The 22,883-nt window shown below is 65.1% G+C and carries 18 protein-coding genes and 1 pseudogene; 10 read left to right on the top strand and 9 right to left on the bottom strand.

Features of this window, described 5'->3' with window-relative positions:
* Window positions 1-335 precede the first annotated feature (335 nt).
* Entirely contained in the window at window positions 336-1,622 is a 1,287-nt protein-coding gene (locus AB0M74_RS00880; protein WP_364900162.1) for an NtaA/DmoA family FMN-dependent monooxygenase, read from the top strand.
* 81 nt (window positions 1,623-1,703) lie between these two features.
* On the opposite strand, the gene AB0M74_RS00875 is transcribed toward AB0M74_RS00880, so the two are convergent.
* A complete protein-coding gene (locus tag AB0M74_RS00875) occupies window positions 1,704-1,838 on the bottom strand; it encodes a hypothetical protein (RefSeq protein WP_364900160.1) in 135 nt (44 codons plus the stop codon).
* A gap of 167 nt (window positions 1,839-2,005) precedes the next feature.
* Here AB0M74_RS00875 and car point away from each other — a divergent pair, with 167 nt between their 5' ends.
* Both car and AB0M74_RS00865 read left to right on the top strand, forming a co-directional pair.
* On the top strand, window positions 2,006-5,509 hold the full coding sequence (car, locus tag AB0M74_RS00870) for a carboxylic acid reductase (RefSeq protein ID WP_364900158.1): 3,504 nt from the start codon (window positions 2,006-2,008) through the stop codon (window positions 5,507-5,509).
* Window positions 5,510-6,004: 495 nt separating this feature from the next.
* Window positions 6,005-6,466, top strand: coding sequence for a hypothetical protein (locus AB0M74_RS00865; RefSeq protein ID WP_364900156.1), 462 nt, complete (start codon window positions 6,005-6,007; stop codon window positions 6,464-6,466).
* 8 nt (window positions 6,467-6,474) lie between these two features.
* On the opposite strand, the gene AB0M74_RS00860 is transcribed toward AB0M74_RS00865, so the two are convergent.
* Both AB0M74_RS00860 and AB0M74_RS00855 read right to left on the bottom strand, forming a co-directional pair.
* A complete protein-coding gene (locus tag AB0M74_RS00860) occupies window positions 6,475-8,214 on the bottom strand; it encodes a GMC family oxidoreductase (RefSeq protein WP_364900154.1) in 1,740 nt (579 codons plus the stop codon).
* A 108-nt stretch (window positions 8,215-8,322) separates the two neighbouring features.
* On the bottom strand, window positions 8,323-9,252 hold the full coding sequence (locus AB0M74_RS00855) for an NAD-dependent epimerase/dehydratase family protein (RefSeq protein ID WP_364900152.1): 930 nt from the start codon (window positions 9,250-9,252) through the stop codon (window positions 8,323-8,325).
* A 126-nt stretch (window positions 9,253-9,378) separates the two neighbouring features.
* On the opposite strand from AB0M74_RS00855, the gene AB0M74_RS00850 reads away from it, so the two are divergent.
* Together AB0M74_RS00850 and AB0M74_RS00845 are read left to right on the top strand one after the other, a co-directional pair.
* Entirely contained in the window at window positions 9,379-10,074 is a 696-nt protein-coding gene (locus tag AB0M74_RS00850) for a WHG domain-containing protein (protein WP_364900150.1), read from the top strand.
* Between the two features lie 277 nt (window positions 10,075-10,351).
* Window positions 10,352-10,669 (top strand): annotated as a pseudogene (locus AB0M74_RS00845) (copper oxidase); the annotation flags it as partial.
* Window positions 10,670-10,684: 15 nt separating this feature from the next.
* Here AB0M74_RS00845 and AB0M74_RS00840 read toward each other — a convergent pair.
* From AB0M74_RS00840 to AB0M74_RS00820, 5 genes are all read right to left on the bottom strand, one after another.
* Window positions 10,685-11,656, bottom strand: coding sequence for an antibiotic biosynthesis monooxygenase (locus tag AB0M74_RS00840; protein ID WP_364900148.1), 972 nt, complete (start codon window positions 11,654-11,656; stop codon window positions 10,685-10,687).
* 17 nt (window positions 11,657-11,673) lie between these two features.
* On the bottom strand, window positions 11,674-14,391 hold the full coding sequence (locus AB0M74_RS00835) for a molybdopterin-dependent oxidoreductase (protein ID WP_364900147.1): 2,718 nt from the start codon (window positions 14,389-14,391) through the stop codon (window positions 11,674-11,676).
* Window positions 14,388-15,215: an FAD binding domain-containing protein gene (locus tag AB0M74_RS00830; RefSeq protein WP_364900145.1), complete on the bottom strand. Its 828-nt coding sequence runs from the start codon at window positions 15,213-15,215 to the stop codon at window positions 14,388-14,390. Before AB0M74_RS00830 ends, AB0M74_RS00835 begins: the two co-directional genes overlap by 4 nt.
* A gap of 357 nt (window positions 15,216-15,572) precedes the next feature.
* The gene (locus tag AB0M74_RS00825; RefSeq protein WP_364900143.1) at window positions 15,573-16,067 is read right to left on the bottom strand and encodes a DUF4254 domain-containing protein; all 495 of its coding nucleotides are present in this window, start codon (window positions 16,065-16,067) and stop codon (window positions 15,573-15,575) included.
* A gap of 63 nt (window positions 16,068-16,130) precedes the next feature.
* Window positions 16,131-16,397, bottom strand: coding sequence for a hypothetical protein (locus AB0M74_RS00820; RefSeq protein ID WP_364900141.1), 267 nt, complete (start codon window positions 16,395-16,397; stop codon window positions 16,131-16,133).
* Between the two features lie 154 nt (window positions 16,398-16,551).
* Here AB0M74_RS00820 and AB0M74_RS00815 point away from each other — a divergent pair, with 154 nt between their 5' ends.
* The 4 genes from AB0M74_RS00815 to AB0M74_RS00800 all read left to right on the top strand — a co-directional run bounded on the left by AB0M74_RS00815 (window position 16,552) and on the right by AB0M74_RS00800 (window position 20,839).
* Window positions 16,552-17,454 (top strand): helix-turn-helix transcriptional regulator, encoded by a 903-nt coding sequence (locus AB0M74_RS00815; RefSeq protein ID WP_364900139.1) that lies wholly within the window; start codon window positions 16,552-16,554, stop codon window positions 17,452-17,454.
* 20 nt (window positions 17,455-17,474) lie between these two features.
* Window positions 17,475-18,299: an SAM-dependent methyltransferase gene (locus AB0M74_RS00810; protein ID WP_364900137.1), complete on the top strand. Its 825-nt coding sequence runs from the start codon at window positions 17,475-17,477 to the stop codon at window positions 18,297-18,299.
* Between the two features lie 67 nt (window positions 18,300-18,366).
* The gene (locus AB0M74_RS00805; RefSeq protein ID WP_364900136.1) at window positions 18,367-18,759 is read left to right on the top strand and encodes a hypothetical protein; all 393 of its coding nucleotides are present in this window, start codon (window positions 18,367-18,369) and stop codon (window positions 18,757-18,759) included.
* Between the two features lie 127 nt (window positions 18,760-18,886).
* Entirely contained in the window at window positions 18,887-20,839 is a 1,953-nt protein-coding gene (locus tag AB0M74_RS00800; RefSeq protein WP_364900134.1) for a GMC family oxidoreductase N-terminal domain-containing protein, read from the top strand.
* On the opposite strand, the gene AB0M74_RS00795 is transcribed toward AB0M74_RS00800, so the two are convergent.
* Entirely contained in the window at window positions 20,836-21,255 is a 420-nt protein-coding gene (locus tag AB0M74_RS00795; protein WP_364900132.1) for a helix-turn-helix domain-containing protein, read from the bottom strand. The two genes, AB0M74_RS00800 and AB0M74_RS00795, sit on opposite strands and share 4 nt — an antisense overlap.
* A 67-nt stretch (window positions 21,256-21,322) precedes the next feature.
* On the opposite strand from AB0M74_RS00795, the gene AB0M74_RS00790 reads away from it, so the two are divergent.
* Window positions 21,323-22,231, top strand: coding sequence for an NADP-dependent oxidoreductase (locus tag AB0M74_RS00790; RefSeq protein ID WP_364900130.1), 909 nt, complete (start codon window positions 21,323-21,325; stop codon window positions 22,229-22,231).
* Window positions 22,232-22,883: the final 652 nt, after the last annotated feature.

Raw genomic sequence — 22,883 nt, 5'->3', positions numbered from 1 at the left:
ATTCGCTCACAGTCGCCTCACGTGGCCACCGAGCGGGTGTCCGCCTCGCGCCGTTGCGGTGCGGACACCCTGGACAGGTGGATCGGAGCCGGTCGGCCGGGCGCGGTCGTGGACCATCGCGGTGCCGACTTGTGTTGCGTCGTAATGGTCTTGTACCCACTCGGGGATCTGGGCACCCGTGTCATTTGAATTCGGCTGATCCGAACCATCGTCGCAGAGCGCGACGAGTGTTGGACTCGACGAGGTGCCGGGTCGTGCCGGTGGCCGGGCTGCCGTGTTCGCGTGCACAGAAGAGCGCGGAAGTCGCTGTCGATTTCGTGACGGGATGAGAGACGATGAGTGCTGTCCGACGCCGGACACTGAAGACGGTCACCGGAGTCAGTGGCGCCGTAAGTGTGTATGCGGCCGCTATGGATCCACAGCAATCGACTGTCGCGTCTTCCATCGAGATCGCGAAGATCGCGGAGGCCAACAAGTTCGATGCCCTGTTCGCCGCCGACCTGCTCAGCTTCGGTGCGCAAGGCGCGATCGGCGCACAGGAGCCGCTGATCTATCTGTCCGCATTGAGTTCGGTGACCACGGACGTCGGTTTGATTGCCACCGTGACCAGCACATTCCACCACCCGTACAACCTGGCGCGGCTGTTCGGAACGCTCGATCATGTGAGCAACGGCCGTGCGGCGTGGAACGTCGTCACGTCGTCGGTCGGCGAAGAGAACTACGGCGACCAGGACTTGCCGACCCCGGAGGAACGGTACGCGCGGGCATCCGAATCCCTCGAGGTGGTCAACGCGCTGTTCGACAGCTGGCACGCGGGCGCACTGACGCCCGACGGGTACGGCGGCGTGGCCCTCGACGCGACGCGCGTGCGACCGATCGACTATGCGGGACAGTACTTTACGGTGAAAGGGCCGCTCAACATCCCGCCGCTGCCGCAGCGGCGACCTGTGCAATTCCAGGCGGGTCAGTCCGCGGGTGGGATCGAGCTCGGCGCCCGGTTCGCCGAAGTCGTGTTCACCTCACTGCCCACCCTCGAAGATGCCGTCACCTATACGAAAACGGTGCGCGCCCGCGCGGCCGAACTCGGCCGCGCCGACGCATTACCGTTGATCATGAGTTCTTTCCACGCCACCTACGGGGCGACGGAGGATGAGGTGCGCCGATTGGTCCGCGAGGATGCCGAAGCCACCGATCTCGACGCGGGTCGAATCCGCTTGGCAGACATGTTCGGCGGCGGCATCGACCTCTCGGAACTCCCCTTGGACAAACCCATCCCACAGCACCTGCTGCCCGAGGTGACCTCGGTGAATCGTCGACGTGGGCGCGTCGAGATCTTCACCAAACTCGCGGCCTCGGGCCGAACCCTGCGCGAGTTGATCATCGCTGCCAAAGACACCGGACACTGGGCCGCGGCAGGCACTCCGGAGCAGCTTGCGGACGCGATCGAGGAGCGCTACTCGGCTGGAGTGCTGGAGGTCATCTCGCTGGGCGGTCTCGAGGACCCACGGACCCGTGACTTCCTCACCAACGGACTACTTCCCGAATTGCGCCGCCGAGGCATTGTCGGGAACGACTACCTCGGCGGAACCTTCCGCGAGAATCTCGAACTTCCGCCGTTGTGACACAGTGATCGGCGGCTGGGCGCAGATTATGCGCAGCTGTCCGACGCCGGATCGACTGCCGGCCGGAATGCCAATCGGGGGCTATGCGGGTAGGACGACAGCGGCGCCGAGATTCTCCGGCCAGGTTCGTGCAGCGTGCTGGTCACTGATATGTGCGAGCAACACCGGCCCGTCATAGCGGAAGCGGTAGGCCGAACTCTCGGGGCCGTAGTCCACTTTCCGCACCTGGGGTCCGGCTGCCGCGACCACACCCGATTTCGCCCATTGCCGGATCCGCGCCCGTCCTGGAATACTTAGACAAGCTAACGTATTGCTGGACAAAGGTGTCTGTTGTGAGCGCACGAAGCGACCGAAGGTTGAGCAACGACCCCACGAGGCAGGCAATGGCACCCGACACACGCGAGCGGCTCATGCGACGTATCGCCGACTTGTATGCTTCCGAGCAGCAGATTCGCGACGCGCAACCGATCGACACCGTCACCGAGACGATTCGGCAACCTCACATGCGTCTCGCGCAGCTGGTGGCAGCGATCATGAGTGCCTATGCCGACCGCCCCGCCCTCGGGCAGCGCGCCCTGGAGCCAACCGTGGATGCCGCGACGGGCCGTCGTTCGCTGCGATTGCTGCCCGCTTTCGAGACGATCAGTTACGGCGAACTGTGGGCACGGGTGACCGTCGTGGCGAGCGCATGGCACCAAGATTCCGAACAGCCTTTGCGCACCGGCGATTTCGTGGCGATTCTGGGTTTCACCAGTCGCGACTACACCACAATCGATCTGGCCTGCGTACATCTCGGCGCGGTCGTCGTCCCGCTGCAGGCGAGCGCGTCGGTCTCCCAGCTGGCGGCCATCATCGCGGAGACCGCTCCGCGCATTCTGGCCGCGACTCCGGAGCATCTCGAGGCCGCAGTCGACTGTATTCTGGCGGGCACCCCACCGCGGCAGCTGATCGTATTCGACTACCACCCCGAGGACGACGACCAGCGCGCAGCGTTCGACTCCGCGCGCCGTCGTCTCGCACGTGCGGGCAGCGCGGTGGATGTCCGATCACTGTCGACCGTCCTCGAACAGGGTCGCGTCCTCCCGCAGGCTCCGCTTGCCGTACCTGAGCCCGACGACGATCCGCTGGCCCTGCTCATCTACACCTCTGGCAGCACAGGTACGCCGAAAGGCGCGATGTACACCGACCGGTTGGTAGCAGCGATGTGGCTCGGCGCGCCGCCGGTGTCCGCGATCAATCTCAACTACATGCCGATGAGCCACGTCGCGGGGCGCATGTCCCTGTTCGGGGTGCTCGCTCGCGGCGGCACCGCCTACTTTGCCGCCAAGAGCGATATTTCGACTCTGTTCGATGACATCGCGTTGGTGCGACCGACCGAGCTGTTCTTCGTTCCGCGGGTGTGCGAGATGCTGTTTCAGCGCTATCAGAGCGAGATGGACCGCCGCACCACGCCGGGCATCGACCTCGCGGCGCTCGACAGCGAGGTCAAAGCGCAACTGCGGCAAGAGTTCTTCGGCGGTCGGTTCATGACGGCACTCTGCGGAAGCGCGCCGCTGGCCGCGGAGACGAAGGTGTTCATCGAGTCCCTGCTCGACCTGGATCTGCACGACGGTTACGGCTCGACCGAGGCCGGCGGCGGTCTGGTGATCGACAACCAGGTGCGGCGGCCGCCGGTGCTCGACTACAAACTTGTCGATGTGCCCGAACTCGGCTACTTCCGTACCGATCAGCCGCACCCACGCGGCGAATTGCTGCTGAAGACCTCGACCATGATTCCCGGGTACTACAAACGGCCGGAGGCCACCGCAGAAGTTTTCGACGCCGACGGCTTCTACAAGACCGGTGACATCGTGGCCGAGCTCGAACCGGATCGGCTGGTCTATGTCGATCGTCGCAACAACGTGCTGAAACTATCCCAGGGTGAGTTCGTGGCCGTGTCGCATCTCGAGGCCGTGTTCGCCAATAGTCCACTGATTCGCCAGATCTTCGTGTACGGCAGTAGCGAACGCGCCTATCTCCTTGCGGTGATCGTTCCCGTCGCGGACGCGCTTGCCGCCGCCGACTCGGGTGCGCTGAAGCTGTCGCTGGCCGAGTCGCTCCAACGGATCGCCAAAGAAGGCGATCTGAACTCTTACGAGATCCCGCGCGACTTCCTCGTCGAGACCGAGCCGTTCACCACCGACAACGGCCTACTTTCCGGGATCGGTAAACTGCTGCGGCCCAAGCTCACCCAGCGTTACGGTGCGCGGCTCCAGCAGCTGTATGCCGAGCTTGCCGAAGGGCAGGCGAACGAATTGCTCACGCTGCGGCGCGCGGCCGCGCACCTCCCCGTGCTCGACACCATCGGCCGTGCGGCCCGAGCGTTGCTGGGTTGTGCGACCACGGATTTGCGGCCAGACGCTCACTTCGCCGACCTCGGTGGCGATTCCCTTGCTGCGCTGTCCTTTTCGAATCTGCTCGGGGAAATCCTCGGTGTCGAGGTGCCGGTCGGCGTCATCGCCAGCCCGGCCAACGATCTCCATCGGCTCGCGGCGTATATCGAGGCAGTAAAGAACTCCGTGGCCGAACGTCCGACGGTCGCAGTTGTGCACGGCTCCGGGGTTGACCGAGCTCGAGCCCGTGATCTCACACTCGACAAGTTCATCGACATCCGAACCCTCGCTGCGGCACGGGATCTCCCGCGCGCCGCGACCGCCCGCACCGTGCTGTTGACCGGGGCGAACGGGTATCTGGGTCGGTTCCTCTGCCTCGAATGGTTGGAACGCCTGGATCGAACCGGCGGCACGCTGATCTGTCTCGTCCGGGGGCGTGACGCGGCCGCGGCGAGCGCACGGCTCGAGGCGGCGTTCGACAGCGGCGACGCCGGACTGTTGAGGCACTTCCGGGATTTGGCGAGCCGGAACCTGGAGGTTGTCGCAGGCGACATCGGAGAACCGAATCTGGGCTTGGACGACACGACATGGCAGCGTCTCGCGGACCGCGTCGAGCTGATCGTGCATCCAGCCGCGCTGGTGAATCATGTCTTGCCCTACAGCCAGTTGTTCGGACCCAATGTTGTCGGCACCGCGGAACTCGTTCGCCTGGCTATCACCACACGACTCAAGCCCGTCAACTATCTCTCGACGGTTGCGGTGGCCGCTCAGATTCCACCTGCGATCTTCGAGGAAGACGGCGACATCCGCGAGATCAGTCCAGTGCGCACCATCGACGACAGCTACGCGAACGGCTACGGCAACAGCAAATGGGCGGGCGAAGTGTTGCTGCGGGAAGCCCACGACCTCTGCGGCCTACCGGTCGCCGTTTTCCGGTCGGACATGATCCTGGCCCACAGCCGCTACGCAGGTCAGCTGAACGTACCCGACATGTTCACGCGGTTGTTGATCAGCCTGCTTGCCACTGGCATCGCGCCGTATTCGTTCTACGAGACAGCTGCCGACGGTGTTCGGCAGCGTGCGCATTACGACGGGCTGCCCGCCGACTTCACCGCCGAGGCGATCGCCACTCTCGGCGCGCAGACGACTGCGGGCTTCCAGACCTTCGATGTGTTGAACCCGCACGCCGACGGTATTTCGCTCGACGTGTTCGTGGACTGGTTGATCGAGGCGGGTCACCCGATCCGGCGGATCGATGACTATCGAGAGTGGTTCGCCCGCTTCGACACCGCGCTTCGGGGTCTACCCGAGCGGCAGCGGCAGGCCTCGCTGTTGCCGTTGCTGGACGCCTATCGCCGTCCCAGCCTGCCCGTCGATGGATCGGTGATTCCGGCCAAGGGCTTCACCGCCGCGGTGCGGGCCGTGAACATCGGCCCCGACAACGATATTCCACACTTGTCGCCGTCGCTGATCCGCAAGTATGTTGCCGATCTGCGGCAACGCGGCCTGTTCTGAGGGCGGTGCGGCACCACTTCAGCCCGTGTGCCGGCGGCTCGGCGCAGCCGAAATATGATGTGCCAGAAGATAACTGGTGGACCTTTCGGTAGTCTATCGGTCATTCGGTCGCATAAACGGCAAAGGTGTGCAATCTTGTTATTGCACAACGGCATTCATAGGAATCCCGAGCTCGCCCACGGGCGTCGGCGAAGGGGGTGTGGCGAAAGTATGTCGTCGTCGAACACATCCGGGTCCGGCGGCCATATCGCGGCGGGTCGTGGCCGGGGTAGGGCGTCGGCCGTTCCGTTGTGGCCGGGCATGATCTCATCGGAACTGTCACAACGTCTCGACATATCGCAGCGGCTCCAGCCACCACGGCGGCTTCAGCCGCCGCAGCGCGTGGACCCACGGCGGAGCCTCGGCCACCAACGCCGCTCGCGGCGGCGTGTTGATCGCGCGCACCACGGACCGCTGCGACTGTGGTGGCTCAGCGCGTTCGCGATCGGTGGGTCATTGGCGACAGCGGCGATTGTGCTGGTCTACAGTGCCGCGGCGACCGACCCGCGCCAGTCAGCGACGGTCGTCGATCCGGTGCTCGGCGGTCGGCCCGGCTGTGAGGCGGCCCGGACCGAACAGCTGGTGCGCGGCAACGGCATCGGTTCGAGCGCAACCGGGCCGGAGGTAATTCTGGCGTTCCAGCACGCCTACTATGTGGAGCGTTCGGGACAGGCAGCGCGGGCGGTCACCACACCGGACGCGGCGGTGCCGAAAATCGAGGTGATCGACGCGGGTATCGCGTCCATTCCGCCCGGCAGTCAGCACTGTGTCCTGATCGTGCCGATGAGTGATGGCCGATTCGATGTGGTGATCACCGAGAGTCGTCCCACTGCGACTGTGCGGACCTATCGGCAGATCGTGACGGTGGCGGATCGCGAAGGCTCGATCGTCATCACCAAGATCGCGCCCCCCAGCTGAGCGCGGATTCAGGCGGTCGCACTCTCGTCGGCCGCGCCGCGGCCGGTACGGATCTCGACGATCGGGAGCACCAGCGCAGTCGGCGTGCCTGCGGGCACGACAGGATTCCTGGGCGCCACCGGCGAAATTTGTTGGTAGGCAAGGCCTTGTGCCGGGCGGGTGTCCTGCTCGCCGTTGTTCGGCCAATAGGCCGCGGCGCGTTCGGCCTGCGCGGTGATCGTCAGCGAGGGATTGACGCCGAGATTCGCCGACACCGCGGCACCGTCCACGACGCTCAGAGTCGGGTAGCCGTATACCCGGTGGTAGGCGTCGATAACACCGGTTTCCCGGTCTGCGCCGATCGATGCACCGCCCAAGAAGTGCGCGGTCAAAGGAATATTGAAGATCTCACCCCAGCTGCCGCCTGCGATGCCGCCGATCTTCTCGGCGACCCGGCGGGTGACGTCGTTGCCCGCCGGAATCCAGGTCGGGTTCGGTTCGCCATGGCCCTGCTTGCTGGTCAGCTTGCGGCCGAACAGGCCGCGCTTGGTGTAGGTCGTGATGGAGTTGTCCAGGTGCTGCATCACCAGCGTGATGATGGTGCGCTCACTCCAGTTCTTCACACTGAGGAAGGTGAGCAGGGTCAAGGGGTTGCGCAACACGACGCCGAGGAACCGCAGCCAGCGTGGCATTCTGCCGCCACCGTCGACCATCAGCGTCTGCAGCAGGCCCATCACATTGGAGCCCTTGCCGTAGCGGACCGGCTCGATGTGCGTGTCGTGGGTGGGGTGGATGGAGGAAGTGATCGCGACGCCCTTGGTGAAATCCACACCGGGGGTGACCTTCTTGGTCGCCGCTCCGACGATGGATTCGGAGTTCGTCCTGGTGAGTTCGCCGAGTCGATCGGAGAGTTCGGGCAGCACACCCTTGTCGCGCATCGCGTGCAATAGCTTCTGGGTGCCGAGGGTGCCTGCGGCCAGGACGACCTGACGAGCGGTGTATGTCGCGGGACGCTTGCGCACCCACGCGCCCGTGCGTTCGGTCGCGACGTCCCAGGTGCCGTCCGGCAGCGGGCGCAGTTCGGTGACCGTCGTCATGGGAATCACCTGCGCGCCTGCGTTTTCCGCAAGATACAGGTAGTTCTTGACGAGCGTGTTCTTCGCTCCGTGCCGGCAGCCGGTCATGCATTCACCGCATTCGAGGCAGCCGGTGCGCTCAGGGCCGACACCGCCGAAATACGGGTCCGCCACGGTCTTGCCCGGCTCACCGAAGAACACGCCGACCGGAGTCTGCACGAAGGTGTCGCCGACGCCGAGATCCTCGGCCACCTCCTTGAAGATCTCGTCGGCCGGCGTCATGTGCGGATTACGCACTACGCCGAGCATTCTCTGTGCACGTTCGTAATACGGTGTCAGTTCGGCACGCCAGTCGGTGATGTCACGCCACTGTGCATCCTGGAAGAATGGCTCCGGCGGCACATACAGCGTGTTGGCGTAGTTCAGGGACCCACCACCGACGCCAGCACCACCGAGGATGAGGACATTGCGCAGCGGGTGGATGCGCTGGATGCCGTAGCAGCCGAGTTTGGGCGCCCACAGGAACTTCCGCAGGTCCCAGCTGGTCTCGGGCAGTTCGCTATCGGCGTAGCGCTGACCTGCCTCGAGCACGCCGACCGTGTAGCCCTTCTCGATCAGCCGCAGCGCGGTCACGCTGCCGCCGAATCCTGAACCGACGACGAGTACGTCGAAATCCGTCTCTCGCTGGTCCATGTGGTGCTCCTCGATCGGTGTCGCCAGTGACACCGCTAACACTACTACTCGGTAGGTTACGCCCGAGTATGGGCTGTCATCGGGTGGATATGAGCAGGTAGTGACATTTCACAGCTGAGTTTTCCACCAGGCGACGGTGGTGGCGACGGCCTCGTCGAGGGGCGTGGGGTGCAGGCCGAGCCGCTGCTGGCTGTCGGTGGAGTCGAGCACGAACGGACGTGCGACCTGGTAGCTCATTTCCGCGAGCTCGCGCAGCTGCGCGCTGAACAGGCCCAGCAGTCGGATCAACGTGATCGGCGCGGCGGACACCTTGGGTGCGGTGACACCGGCGGCGGTGGCGATGCCGTCGATGAGCTGGCGCTGGGTGATCGGCGGCGCGGTCGGCGCATGCAGGAAGGAATTCCATACCGATTCCTCGACGGCCGCCCGAATCATGGCGGCGGCGAGGTCGGGCACGTAGGTGAAGGAGTGCGGGACGTCGAGTTCGCCGAGCGCCTGCACCTTCTTGCCGGTGAGGATGGGGGTGAAGAGTTGTTCGCCCGCCACTGAGGCGCGCACGTAAGGGCCGAGGAAGTCCGAGGCCGCGACGCTCACCGTGGGGGTGGCGTGGGCGGTCCGTGCCCGCACCAGCTGGGTCCGGACCGCGGGCTTGCCGAAATCGGCATTGCGGGGCCCGGTTTCGATGATGGGTCCCGCTACCTTGCCGTAGGAATAGAGATTCTCGGCGAAAACGACCACGGTGTCGGCCTTTCCGGCCTCGTCCATGACCGCCTGTTCGGTAGGGGGTAGCTCGGCCTGCCATGTCTTCGCGGCGTAGCGCGAGGCGCCTGCGCAGTGATAGATGGCGGTGGCGCCGTCGAATTGGCCCGAAAGCTGTTCGGGCAGAGTGACGTTCACCGCTCGCCGTTCGATAAGGTTGTGTGCGGGCCCGCTGCCGGAACGGGTGAGCAACCGCACCTGCTTACCCGCGGCGGCCAGGCGCTCGGCGATGGTGGTGCCGGTGGGTCCGGCTCCGGTGACGACGTGCAGTTCGGTCATTGGCTCCCCGACTCTCTAGAGAGCGATGCTCTCGTTTTCTTGACAGGATGCGGCAGTCCCGCTGTATTGTCAAGAGCATTGCTCACGGTTGTTGACAATGCTCTCCGGGAAATGCACGGTGGAATCGTGTCGACTACTCCCCGCGCACGGGCCCGGGCGCAAACCATGGCCGATATCGTCCGGATCGGCCGCGAACATCTGGCGACCGACGGTGCCGCCGCACTGTCGTTGCGTGCGGTGGCACGCGACCTCGGCGTCGTGTCCTCGGCGGTCTATCGTTATGTGCGCAGCCGAGATGAGCTGCTCACCCTGCTTGTTGTCGAGGGCTACAACGCGTTGGGCGATGCCGTGGACGCGGCCCTTGCGGCGGCCCCCGAAGACCCGGCGCAACGGCTGCGAGTGGTCGGCCGGACCGTGCGCACCTGGGCGCTCGCCGAATCTGCTTGGTATGGGCTACTTTTCGGCACGCCGGTTCCGGGCTACGACGCGCCCGCCGAACAGACCGTCTCTCCGGGAGTTCGGGTGATCGCTGCGCTGTTGCAAATCTACGGTCAGGCCTATCGTGGCGGACTGCTCACCGAGCCTTCCAGGCCTGTCGCCGTATCTCCCTCGCTGGCAGCGAATTTCGCACAGATCCGCATCGAGTTCGGGCTGGATGCGCCGGACTGGCTGTTCGCGCGCGGGATCACGGTATGGAGCGCGATGTTCGGCGCTGTGAGCTTCGATGTGTTCGACATGTACGGCCGCGACACGTTCGTCGATCGATCGGAGTTGTTCGAGCTGCAGCTCGACCGGCTGGTGGATATGCTCGGGTTCTCGTGATGTGGCACAAGCCACTGTTGTCCGGCCATGTGTCGGACGCTACAGCTACCCGCCAGTAGGACCGCCGACGCCGCTGTACGCCACGACCTGGGAGCCGGTACCGGTAGTCGGCGCAGTCCGGGCAGGCGGCCCCCCGACGCGGGTGGCCTCGGCGCGCAGTGGACCGCGACTCACGATGGGCCGCAGGCGTATCCGAACGTGCACCGCCTTCGAAGGCACGCCAACGGTCGCCATGGCGGACCTCAACGGTGACGGAGTCCTCGACCTCGTCACCGGTTGGTCGAGTGGATCGCGGCTCGACGGCGAACCCGCCATGTACACCGAGAGCCCGAACCACCACTCGGTCGCAGTTTCCTTCAGCGAGACAATGTCATTCGCCCCCTTCATCGACGGCACCGCGGTAAAGGTGGCGACCACAAGCACGACCGTCGGCGCGGATCTGCTCGTCAGTGGGCTCGGCGAGAACCGAGGCGAGGTCCGATGGTACGAGCCTGAGTCGAACGGCTACGGGTGCCACGACCCTGTCCCACGGCTGTTGAACTCGCTTGCCCTAATCCCCGGATCGGCCGGGATTGCACCCCTGGCCGGTCGCTAGCGGGTACCCGCCCGCTCAGGGGAGCGACCAGAGCTGCCTGGTCACTACGTAGAAGATGACGACCCAGGCCACTGTGAGTGCGGCGACAACTGCCAGGCCCTCGAGGTTCGTCTTCGCGGCGGGTGCGTCCGGGGGTGGCCGGAGCCACTGCTTCAGCAGACGGTTCACGTAGTACGGCATGGTGAAGAAACTCATAGTGAAACTGGACAACAGGTTGCCGACGAGCAGCCCGAGCCACAGCGGCATTTTCAACGGCGACAACGCGAGGGTGAGCAGCACGACGGTCGGATAGAGACCGACCCAGACCGCGATTGCCGTCTTGGTGTCCGACGGAGCGGCAGCGGTGTTGCCGTTCTCGTCGAACGCGAACCAGCTGCCGAACGAATTGTCGATGGTGCGCAACTGGAATTCGCTGAACTTCTCGCCCTCGGCGAGGAGCTCCCGGCGCCGGTCCGAGGTGAGCCACCTGGCCAAGTTCGCCGAGGTGTCGAAACGATAGAGCGCGGTCCACTCGTCCTGGATGCCTTCGATAGGTCGGAAAAGCTCGCTGCCGCGGAAGCCTTCGAATTTCGCTTCCTCCTGGGCCAGATGCTTCTGCCACGCGACGAAATCGGCAACGCAGTCGTGATTGACGCGGTGGGTGACAACGACTGTCACGAGTGGATCCGTAGGTCGCGTGCCGCCGCTGATGACCTGCTGGGTGGCGGGGCCGTCGAAGTATTGCCTGCCCTTGTCCAAATAGTCCTGACGGGTGGCGCTGTTGATCCAGGCCTGCAGGTGAGCGACGGAATCGAAGCGGTAGACCACCACCCACTCGGTTTGCGCGGCCGTGGGGGCGGCGATCTCGGCGCCGAGAAATCCGTCGTAGCCCGCGGCCGCGTCGTTCACTTCCTGCTGCCAGGTCTTGAAGGCCCGCCCGAAACCAGAGCGGACTTTCTGGCCGATGATGACAGTCGCGGCATTGTCGGTGAGCTCTCCGGCTTCCATCACGATCTCCTCACGGCTCAGCCCGCACTGAAACCGGTGTTTTCGACGAGCCGGCGGTAGATGCGCTCCGGTGTGAACGGCAGCGCTCGATATCGGACCCCGGTCGCATTCTCGAGTGCGTTGGCCAGTGCAGGCGCCACCGGGTTGATGCAGCATTCCGCGATGCCCTTCGAATGCATCGGTCCGACAGAATCGGTCGAGTCGACGAGGAGCACCTCGGTGCGGGGAACATCGGCATAGGTCGGGATGCGGTAATTGCGTAGGTTCGGATTCACCATGACGCCGTACTCGTCGACGTGGAAATTCTCCGTCAGCGCGAAGCCGATGCCTTGGGCAACGCCCCCCTCGATCTGGCCTCGCACCTGCGCCGGATTGATGACGACTCCCGCGTCGGCGGCGTGCACGCTATAGAGGATGCGGACCTCACCCGTCACCCGGTGGACGGCGATGCGGAAGCCGTGACTGTTGAAGACCACGCTGCGCGGGGACCCGAAAGCCTTGCGCGCCTCCGTCAATCGGATGCCGCGTCGACGCGCCAGTTCGACCAGCTCGGACAGGGACAAACGGCGGCCGCCGCAGACGACGCCGTCGTCGTCCATCGAGCACGATGCGACATCGACCCGCTCATGCGCCGCGGCGAAGGCCAGGATGCGATCGCGCAGGGCTTCGGCTGACCGCAGTACAGCGTTACCTGCGACGAAAAGGCCCGCACTGGCGAATGCCCCCGTATCGAAACCCGTTCGGTCCGTGTCGGACTGCACCAGGCGTATCCGCGACGGCGTGGTGCCGAGTTGGTCGGCCGCGATTTGCAGGTGGGCGGTCGAGGTGCCCTCACCGAACTCGACGGTGCCGATGGCAAGCTCGTAGACGCCGTCTTCACCGAGGGTCACCCACGCCTCGGAGAGATGGTCGGTCGGGGGCGCGGTCTCGTGCAACGAGCTGGCAGCGCCCGTGCCGACGAGCCACCCGTCTCCCGGTGGCGGCCCGTCAGCGTTGCGTCGCAGCGCCGTGTCGACGAGATCGATGCATTGCGAGAGGCCGTCCTCGCGGAACCCGACGTCGTCGGGCCTGTCGTCGAGCGAAATGAGGGCGTCACCGGGACGTACGATATTGCGCCGCCGTAGCTCGAAGGGGTCCATGGCGAGCGCGATCGCCAACTCGTTCATTGCCGACTCCACCGCGAACGCGGGCTGGGTCATGCCGTAGCCGCGCAGTGCGCCGCTGGGCACAGTGTTCGTGTAGACCGCGTAGGCGTCGAACTTCTTGTTGGGGCAGCGGTAGATCGCCACGGCGGCCCCACCCGCGAACAGTGTCTCGCCACCGTGGTTGCCATACGCGCCCGTGTTCGACACATTGCGGACCTGGAACGCGGTGAGCGTGCCATCGGCTCGCGCGCCGAGCTTGATCGTCAGCGCCATCGGGTGTCGCGGTGAGGCAGTAGTGAATTCCTCCTCGCGGGTGAACTCGAGACAGACCGGCCGCCCGGTGTCCAAGGCGGCGAGGGCGACCAGATCCTCGGATATGACCTCCTGCTTGCCGCCGAACCCACCGCCGACGCGCTTGCTGAACACGCGCAGCTGATCGGGCCGGAGGTCGAAGAGATGGGCGAGCTTGCCTTTGGCGATCGACGGGGACTGCGAACTGGTGCGCACGTGCAGGCGACCGTCGTCCATCCACGCGATCGATCCGTGCGTCTCGAGGTGTGCGTGCTGCACGCGTGGTGAAACGTATGTGCCCTCATGGATGACATCGGCCTCGGCGAACCCCGCCTCGACGTTCCCGACGTGCCCGTGGATCTCGAGCAGGATGTTGTGCTCGGGATCATGCACGAACGGGTCATCCGAGCCGTGCAGCTGGGCCGCGCCGTCGGCCATCGCGGCTTCCGGGTCGAAGACTGCGGGCAGCACCTCGTACTCGACAGTCACCGCGCGGCAGCCCGCTTCCGCGGCTGCAATGGTGTCGGCCAGCACCGCGACCACTCGTTGGCCGACGAAGCGCACCGTGTTGTCGAGGATGTAGGTGTCGCTCGGATCGACGAGGTGATCGGTGTGTATCGCCGTCGTGAACCGTTTGCGCGGTACGTCCGCCCAGGTGTACACCCGGTGCACACCGGGTACCGCGAGCGCCGCGGTCTTATCGATGGACACGATGCGGGCATGGGCGTGGGGTGAGCGCAACACCCCGAGATGCAACATGCCGTCGATGGCGGTGTCCATGGTGAACTCGGCGCGACCCGTCACCACTTCGGTGGCCGCGGGCGCGCCCACGCTCGCGCCGACTGCCCGGCCCGGCAGGGCGACCTCGATCCCGGCGACGCCGTTCAGCGCATCTTCGATCGCTCGATAACCGGTGCAACGGCAGAGGTTGCCTTTCAGTGCGCGGGGCAGGTCTGCCTTCTGGGCGTCGGTGAGCGCCACCGCGGTCATGATCATGCCCGCGGTGCAAAAGCCGCACTGGAAGCCTGGGGCGTCGCGGAACTGCCGTTGCATCGGGTGCAGGTCCTCCGGCGAACCGAGGCCTTCGATCGTCGTGACCGCACACCCCTCCGCACGGAAGGCGGGAGTGATGCAGCTGTGCACCGGAATGTTGTCGAGCCACACCGTGCACGCACCGCAATCGCCTGCGTCGCAACCCTTCTTGACACCGTGGTAGCCGAGCGAGCGCACGAATGTGCGCAGGCATTGACCGGAGTTCGGCCGGTCTTCGAAGGTCGTTCCGTTCACGGTGTATGTCATGGCGGGCATCCTTCGGCTAGCTCGATGCGGATCTCCTCAGCGAAGTGCCTGGCCAGGTGGTGACGGTGGTCGGGCGTGCCGTTCGGGTCGCTGAACCACAGATCTGCGGGAATCGCATCGATGCACTGCCGCAGTTCCTCGGCATCGGGCATGGTGTCGAATGCCAGGCGCACCGGACGTGTGGTGCCTGCCGTGATGGTCAGCAGCAGGTCGGCGGCGCCGGGCGACTGCGTGGCGATCATGAACACAGTCGAGCGGCCCAGGTGCGTGAGGGTGAAGCGTCGGTGTGCCTGCCGCTTGCGGAGCGCACTGACCGGGATATCGATGCGCCGCAAGACCTCGCCGGGGGCGAGGACGTTGAGGTGGTTGCCCATGACAAAGGCCGCCGCGTCGACGGTGCGTTCGGACCCATCCGCGGCCCACAGTGTGTATGTGGCTTCGAGCGCGACTGTCATGGTGATCATCGGTCCTGCGGGCAGTGACATACAGATGTTGCCGCCCACAGTCGCCGCATTCCAGATCTTGAACGAGGATAGGAACGCCTCGCAGCTGGTGGCGAACAGCGAACCCGCGCGCCAGTCGCTCCGCGGCACGAAGGCCGCAAGTTCACCGATTGTGCACGTCGCGCCGATCTCGAGCCCAGCATCGCTGGGCGCCAAGCTGTCCCAACCGAGTGCGGTGAGATCGAGGAGACGCCGCAGCTCCGGCTGCTCGGTGGAGAACAACCACGTGCCGCCTGCGAGCCATGCGTCACCATCGCGCCAGACCGCACCCGGTCGGTCCGGGGGGCGCCGAACGATGTCGGTGATCGTGTTGAGATCCATAGCGCTGCTCCCTCGGAGAAGGTGCCGTGCTGCCACTCGCCCGTGAGTTCGATCGCGACCCTGATCGCCCGGGTCGGGCGCGTCGCCGTCCACGTGTTCCGCTTGGCGTCAACTTACCCGAACTACCAGCACCGACTCAGGAAAATGCCATGGCGGCACCAGGGGTCGTGGCTAGCGCGACTCGGATCGCACGGTCGAGTGGCAGACAGCGTTGTCGCGAGATGTCGGTGCGGCAGGCGTTCGCCTCCGACAGGTGTCGACCTGCACCGGGTTCGCGCCCTCGAGCCCAGCACGACCTCTGACCGAGTTGGTCGGGTTCGCGCGGCCATCGGTGTCCTGGTCGCAGCGATCTGCTGATCATTGTCGAGCGGCAGTGCGGGGCAGTTGACGTTTGCCCTCGAGCACCTCGGCGATCAGTACGTCATAACCGACGCGGATTTCATCGAGGCGATTGCGCGCTCGGCGCGCCCGCGTATCGTGCTCCGGCAGCGCGCGGGTGGCCTGTTCGGCTTGTACGAGCCGTTCGGCAAGTCGGTCGACGACGGGCCCGAGTCCTTCCGTGTGCATGGTCGGGCCGGTGTGCGCGGTCGGCACGTTTCGGCTCACCCACAGGTCGATCGCGCGCATCAGAGTGGATCGGTGGGTGTCGATTTCGGCTGTGCGCGTGGGGTCGTCGATGCGTCGGCGGTGCAAGCTGCCCGCATGACTCGCCGACACTGCGAGTGGATGGTTGCTGGACCGGTCGTCCTGGATTGCGCCCAGTAGTTCGTCGGCGCTCGGTAGCAATCCAGGCTCGCCTGCCGCCATTGCTATCTGCGGCTGCCGAAACTGTTGTGCGTCATGGATAGTCATCTCTGCTCCGCTCGCGGACGCCGCTCCAACCGGCGTCGCCGTGTATGGATTCGATCCATGCCCTTAGTCGTCGTCCAAGTCGGCCGACATGAATGCGGCGGCCGCCAGCCAGCGATCACACGGCAGCGTGTGCTCGGCGGCCAGGATCGCACGTGCGGTGAGGTCGTTCAGGTCCGGTTCGGTGCCGTCCGGCCGGCAGCAGTGATGGCGGGCGGCGATCCGCTTCCCGGCTGCCGGCACGGTTCCGGCGACGGGCTTGCGGACTGAAATAGATTGCGGTGCTGAGGTTTTCCCACGCATCTCGTCGTCGGCGATCGGTCTGGTTGTCATCAGCCGATGCCCCTCTCCGGGTTGCGGGGACTGCGAGCGATGACGCCCGCTGCCTTGGCGTTCCGTGATATCGTGAATGTGTTAAATGTACCGTGATTATCACGCTTCAGGAAGCGGAGTGGCGATATCGGTGCAGTCGGATACGTTGGGAACCATGGCTACGCGACTGCGGACCGCACGAAAACTGTTGCTGGGACGCGAGATCGAGCACATGATCAAGTCCGCAGGCATCAGCCAGGCCGACGCGGGAAAGATCATCGAGGTCGGTCAGAGCCGAATCAACGGGCTGATCAATGGCATTGGCACGATCTCGGTCGGCGATCTCGAAAAGCTGGCGGGTGGGTTGGGTTTCGGTGACGCACGCTATGTCGACACCCTGCTCGAGCTCAGGCGTGACAATCATCGCCGCGGCTACTGGAGTACCAGCCATCGACGCGCGTACAGCGAAGAGCTGCGACTGCTTGTCGATCTGGAGGCGCACGCCGATCTGCTACGCACGGCCGAGTCGGAGATCATGCCCGGCCTCGTGCAATGCGAGTCCTACATTCGTGCCCTGCACAAGCCCGAGATCCCTGGTGCGGGCGAGGCCGACGGCAGCACTGTCGAGGACTCGGTGCAGGCGCGGCTGGCCCGGCAGGAAGTCCTGGTCAAGCGTCATCCGCCCGAGTTCCGCGCCATTCTGTCCGAGTCCTGTCTGCGTCGCGAATACGGTGACCGCGACGTCATGCTCGATCAGCTGGAGCACGTGCACGAGCTGTCTCGAAGACCGAACATCCTCATCCAGGTACTGCCGTTCGCGATCCCGACCAACGGTGCGGGCATGGAGGACCGGTACACGTTGATTCGAGTGCCTTCGCCCGGTGCCGCGGGAGACCTGGAGATGGCGATCGACGAACTGCAAGGCGACATCCGCTACATCGATGAAAAACCCGCCGTCGCGCGCCGCGAGACCGTGTGGTCGCGGCTGAGCGCCGCCGCGCTGAGCGCCGAGGATTCACGGCAGTTCATGGAACACGTCGCCCGCTCGTTTCGTCGCAAAACAGCCAACCGATCGTAGCCGCACGAACAGGAGCCCTCATGGCCACCAACGATTTCGAGTCCCGCGAGATCGATCCGCGTGTGCCGTCGGCCGCCCGCCTCTACCACTACTACCTGACCGGCGAACCCGTTTTCGATGCGGACAAGCTGTTCGCCGAGCGAGTTTTCGCGCGTTTTTCCCACCTCGACACCTGGGCGCATCACAACCGCGAGTTCCTCGGGCGCGCTGCGCGATTCATGGTCGAGCAGGATATTCGGCAGTTTCTCGACATCGGCTCGGGCCTGCCGACCGGCGGCAATACCCACGACATCGTCCGTGAGTTCGCTCCCGGCGCACATGTCGTCTATGTCGACAACGACCTGGAAGCGGTGAACCGCGCCCATGATTTGCTGCTACACCAGCATGCACTCGAGACGACGGCGATCGTCGAAGCCGACCTGCGCCACCCCGATCTGATCCTCGATCACACCGATACACGTCGCCTCATCGACTTCGATCAGCCGGTCGGCTTGCTGATCGTGAGCGTCTGGCCCTTCGTGCCGGAGTCCGAACGACCGCTGGCGCTGATGGCTCGATTGCGCGACCGGCTACCATCCGGCAGCTACGCGGCCATGACCCATGTGTCGCTGGAGGACGCGGGCACCGAGGTGCAGCGGCAGATCGCCGCGGCCGCCGAGTTGTACGACGAAACCTCGGATCCGGTCACGCTGCGTAGTCGCGCGCAGTTCTCGGCGCTCTTCGACGGCTTCGAACTGGTCGACCCGGGCATCGTCTATGCCCCGGACTGGCGACCGGACCTAGCCGTCGATATCGATCATCCGGCGCGTCCGTGTAATTTCGCCGCCGTCGGCTATACGCCGTAACACGGGGCGGGCAAGGGCTCCCGAGTCCCTGCGCCGCCTCAGCTTTGCCCCGTAGAAAGGAACGACAATGGAGCCGACCTTCACTATTGGCGAATTCATCAAGGCTGCGGCCAGTTCACCCAACCAGAACTGTGTCCGCATTGCCCGCCGAGACGGCTGGACCGCCGTCTGGGACGACAAACTGGCCGACGAGGACACTGCCCTCGATACGACCGTGTCCGGCGAGCAGCTGCTGTATTTCACCGATCAGCAGTTCGACGCTTTTCAAGAGGGCCTGCGTACCGGCCGACCCGACTTGTATTTGAGCACGCGGCACGACGACGGCGTCTACGTGTTCAGTGCGGATGCCGCCGCACCGCAGCCGGTCGGCGGTGTGGAGCTGCGCTTCAGTCCGGCGGAGGTCGAGGCATTCCGTTCGGGAGTGCTCAATCGGGAGTTCGAGCGGGCCCCACTCGGCTGACGCCGCGCCCATGGTCACACGGGCGGCCGCGATGTGGTTGCCCGAGTCCCTGTCCTGACCATGTGTGCCACCGTCTTCGGGAACGCTTTTGCTGCCGTTGAGTCAGTTGGGCAATATGCTTCTCGTCATGCCATTGACTGCCAAGCAGCGAGCCACGCTCGGCCTCATCTGCGATACCTTCACACCAGGAGACGGGGCCGAGCTGCCGTCCGCGACGCAAATAGGCGCGGTCGAAGTTGTCGAGCAGTTGCTCGAACGCAATCCGAGTGCGGCCGACGGGAAGGCCTTCGACCTGCTGCTGAATGCCTGGGATTCCCGCACATTCGGTCTGCTCACGGGTCGCGGCGCACGCCGATTCTCCTCGCTGACTCCGCACGACCGTGAGCAGGCACTGCTCGGTCTCGGCAGCTCCCGTATCGCGCGTAAGCGCGCGGTGTTCCAGGCGTTGAAGTCCGCGGCAGTCACCGCCTACTACGTGGCCTCCGGGCCGACCGGCATCCATCCCGCTTGGGAGCGAATGGGATTCGCGCCGCCGCCGGGACCGCTACCCGATGCGCCGGCCCCGGGATTGCGGCCGGTGCAGCCGACCGAGGGCACCACCCTGGATTGCGATGTCGTGGTGATCGGGTCCGGCGCAGGCGGCGGGACCGCGGCCGGGGTGCTTGCCGCGGCCGGTCTGGCGGTGGTGGTCGTCGAACGCGGCGGCTATTACGACGACGCGAACTTCGGTTCCGGCGAACTCGAGGGATTGCTGCGTTTGTACGCTCCCGGTCCGGTCACCACCGCCGAGGGGCAACTCGGTCTCGTGGCAGGCACCTGCCTCGGCGGCGGCACCGTCGTCAACTGGACCACCTCGTTCCGCACACCGGACTCGGTGCGCGACGAATGGGCGAGCCTGGGCGCCGAACAGTTTGCGGCCGATGAGTTCACTGAGGCACTGGATGCGGTGGAGCGCAGGATTTCGGTGAATCGCGACCATTCCGCCATCTCCGCCCGCGACACCGTACTGGAGCGCGGTGCGACCGAGCTCGGGTGGCATATCGACGCGATGCCGCGCAATGTCCGCGATTGTGATGCTGGAGTCGAGTGCGGTCGTTGCGGATTCGGTTGTCGGATCGGTGCCAAACAATCTGTCGCGAAGACGTGGCTGGCCGACGCCGCCGAACGCGGCGCGCGGATCCTGATCAACACCGATGTGCGAAAGGTATTGGTGGACAACGGTTCCGCGGCCGGTGTCGAAGCCGTCACCACCGACGGAAAGTCGATCACCATCAGATCTCGCGCGGTTGTCGTTGCCGCGGGCGCTATTCAGACACCGGCGCTGCTGCGCAGATCCGGTATTACCGGCAAGAATATCGGCCGATACCTGCGGTTGCACCCGGCCACCGCGGTGTTCGGGACGTTCGACGAAGAAATAAGGCCGTGGGAAGGCGGCATGCAAACCCGCTACTCGACGCAGCATGCCGACCTGGACGGCACGGGTTACGGCGTCATCTACGAGACCGGGCCTATGACGCCGGCTATGTCGGTGGGCTTCATGAACTGGCGTGGTGGTGCCGCCCATCGCGACGCCATGCTGGATCTCGCGCACACCGTCGCGGTGGGGGTCATCACACGCGATCGTGACCACGGTGAGGTGTCGACCGATCGCGAGGGCGAAGCGGTGGTCCGATACCGGTTGTCGGAGTACGACAAGAAGCACATGCACGCCGGAATCGAAGGCGCGGCGAGGCTTCTCGAAGCTGCTGGAGCGCGGCGAATCTCCTCGGGGCATCAGGTGGGGCCGGCGTACGAGCCGGGCGTGCGCGGTTCCTACGAGAAGTTCGTCGCCCAGTGCCGCAACGCAGGCTACGACCCTGGTCGGTGCGCGATGGGCGCGCTGCACATCATGGGCTCGGTCAGGATGGGTGGATCGGCGGCGGATTCGGCCACCGACCCCGACGGTGTGGTGTGGGGTTACTCGAATCTCGTTGTCGCGGATGGATCCTGCTTTCCCACCGCATCCGGCGTGAATCCGATGGTCTCGATCGAAGCCATCGCTTACATGAACGCGATTCGGCTCGCTGCTCGCTTGCGCTAACCGAGCGGTTCGGGTTCCCTGGCTGCCCTGGCATCGAAATCCGCACGTGCCGTGCGGATTTCGATGTGGTGCCGCTCCGACCACATGCCCATAGCGTGGCTGAGTTCACCGAGGCTGGCGCCGAGTTCGGTGAGTGAATACTCCACTCGGGGTGGGACTGTCGGATACACGTCGCGGCGGACGAGGCCGTCGCGTTCCAGTCCGCGCAAGGTCTTGGTAAGCATCTTCTGAGTAATGCCGTCGAGACGGCGACGCAGGTCGTTGAAACGGACGGGCGTCTTGCTGTTGCGCAGCACGCCGAGCACCAGCAGTACCCATTTGTCCGCAAGGACGCTGAGCACATCCCGCGCCGGGCAGTGCTGGAGATAGCTGTCGACCAGGTTCGGGGATGATTCCCGGTCCCAGGTAGTATCCATTGGGTACCTCGGTATCGAAAAGGTGCCTTCTTCCCAAATGATACTAGACCGCCCGAGAATCATGAGCATGCTGGCAATCACACAGAAGACATATGGCGGTCCCGAAGTTCTCGAGACGGTAGAGGTCGATCGGCCTCGGCCGGGGACAGGTGAGGTGCTGGTCCGGGTGGCTGCGACCGCGGTGAACGCGGCGGATTGGAAGGTGCGGTCGGGGTTGATCCGCGAACTCGGAGATCCGCCTTTCACTCTCGGCTTCGATGTGTCCGGAGTCGTCGAAGATCTAGGTCCGGGCACGACGCGATTCCAGCTCGGTGCCGAGGTGCACGGGATGGTGTTCAGCCGATTCGGCGCGTACGCCGAATATGTTGTCGCGCAGGAGGTTGCCCTTGCCGCCAAACCGGCGACCCTCGATCACGTGCGCGCGGCGGCATTGCCGACCGCCGCGCTGACGGCCTGGCAGGCCCTCGCGGATCTCCGCCCGGGTCTGCGGGTGCTCGTGCATGCGGCTTCGGGTGGCGTCGGCCATCTTGCGGTTCAGATAGCCAAAGCCCGCGGCGCGCATGTGGTCGGCACTGCCCGAGGTGTCAACCATCAATTCCTTCGTGGCATCGGCGCAGACGAGCTGATCGACTACACCACAACCGATTTCGCCAGCGCCGTGGCGAACATCGACGTGGTGCTCGATCTCGTCGGTGGGGAATACGGCTCGCGCTCGCTGCCGGTGCTGGCTCCGGGCGGTCGCCTCATCGATGCGCAAGGCAATGATGCCGAAGCCGACCCTCGGTATCGCCGCCACTATGTCGTGCCGTCGGGCACCGGTCTGGAGGAGGTCACGGCCGCGGTCGAACGTGGCGAACTCCGCGTCGAGATTGACCAGGTGCTGAGCCTGTCGGAGGTGGCAAAAGCTCATCGACTCAGCGAGTCCGGCCGCGTCCGCGGAAAGATCGTCCTGATCCCGTGGAACCCGCCACGCTGAGCATGCCCGTGTATCGGCAGCGTACGCAAACGCAGCGTTCGGGTGGCTCGGTCATATGGCAGACCCCTCCGATCGATGTTCGGCGCTATCGAGCCCTCCGCGGTGACATCCACCAACCGTTATCGGGCGAGATAGCCGCCGTCGACCGGGGAGGATCACGCCGGTGATGAACGAGGCGGCGTCGGAGACCGGGACGTCGATGGCTTCGGCCACCTCGTAGGGTTCGCCGAGCCTGCCTATGGGGTGTTTGCCCGCGATATCGGACATGTACTCGGGTCCGCCGGCCCCGCTTCCAACGCGCGGACGCGTTCGACGCGGATGGTGACCGGCGCAACGGCGTTCATACGTTACGACTGGACGCCGGTGTACTCCGGCTCGGGGCATCACGATCGTCGAGTCGGGAAACTCGCTCGGTCGTACACGATTCGATGGTTTCGGATCGATATCGGCAAATCGTGCACGGAAGTAGTTGGTACTCACTATCATCCGGAGTCCATCTGATCCGAGAGGTCGAAACTTACTCGCCCGTAAGGGCTGTACCGGTGGTCGTTCGAACACTAGTATTGGAGCTCGATCTACATAACGCAGTTGGTGACAGGTGCCGGGCCGTCGGTCCGGTGTAGGAGCTCCATCGAACTGGTTGCGCAGCCTT

The sequence above is a fragment of the Nocardia sp. NPDC051463 genome (assembly GCF_040681975.1).
Classification (GTDB): Bacteria; Actinomycetota; Actinomycetes; order Mycobacteriales; family Mycobacteriaceae; genus Nocardia.
This window is presented reverse-complemented; position numbering and strand designations above follow the sequence as displayed.

What these genes read in the sequence shown, in the direction of transcription:
- AB0M74_RS00880 (WP_364900162.1), top strand. Translation starts at nt 336, where the DNA reads ATGAGTGCTGTCCGACGCCGGACACTGAAGACGGTCACCGGAGTCAGT.
- car (WP_364900158.1), top strand. Translation starts at nt 2,006, where the DNA reads ATGGCACCCGACACACGCGAGCGGCTCATGCGACGTATCGCCGACTTG.
- AB0M74_RS00860 (WP_364900154.1), bottom strand. Translation starts at nt 8,214, where the DNA reads ATGGACCAGCGAGAGACGGATTTCGACGTACTCGTCGTCGGTTCAGGA.
- AB0M74_RS00855 (WP_364900152.1), bottom strand. Translation starts at nt 9,252, where the DNA reads ATGACCGAACTGCACGTCGTCACCGGAGCCGGACCCACCGGCACCACC.
- AB0M74_RS00840 (WP_364900148.1), bottom strand. Translation starts at nt 11,656, where the DNA reads ATGGAAGCCGGAGAGCTCACCGACAATGCCGCGACTGTCATCATCGGC.
- AB0M74_RS00835 (WP_364900147.1), bottom strand. Translation starts at nt 14,391, where the DNA reads ATGACATACACCGTGAACGGAACGACCTTCGAAGACCGGCCGAACTCC.
- AB0M74_RS00830 (WP_364900145.1), bottom strand. Translation starts at nt 15,215, where the DNA reads ATGGATCTCAACACGATCACCGACATCGTTCGGCGCCCCCCGGACCGA.
- AB0M74_RS00825 (WP_364900143.1), bottom strand. Translation starts at nt 16,067, where the DNA reads ATGACTATCCATGACGCACAACAGTTTCGGCAGCCGCAGATAGCAATG.
- AB0M74_RS00820 (WP_364900141.1), bottom strand. Translation starts at nt 16,397, where the DNA reads ATGACAACCAGACCGATCGCCGACGACGAGATGCGTGGGAAAACCTCA.
- AB0M74_RS00815 (WP_364900139.1), top strand. Translation starts at nt 16,552, where the DNA reads ATGGCTACGCGACTGCGGACCGCACGAAAACTGTTGCTGGGACGCGAG.
- AB0M74_RS00810 (WP_364900137.1), top strand. Translation starts at nt 17,475, where the DNA reads ATGGCCACCAACGATTTCGAGTCCCGCGAGATCGATCCGCGTGTGCCG.
- AB0M74_RS00805 (WP_364900136.1), top strand. Translation starts at nt 18,367, where the DNA reads ATGGAGCCGACCTTCACTATTGGCGAATTCATCAAGGCTGCGGCCAGT.
- AB0M74_RS00800 (WP_364900134.1), top strand. Translation starts at nt 18,887, where the DNA reads ATGCCATTGACTGCCAAGCAGCGAGCCACGCTCGGCCTCATCTGCGAT.
- AB0M74_RS00795 (WP_364900132.1), bottom strand. Translation starts at nt 21,255, where the DNA reads ATGGATACTACCTGGGACCGGGAATCATCCCCGAACCTGGTCGACAGC.
- AB0M74_RS00790 (WP_364900130.1), top strand. Translation starts at nt 21,323, where the DNA reads ATGCTGGCAATCACACAGAAGACATATGGCGGTCCCGAAGTTCTCGAG.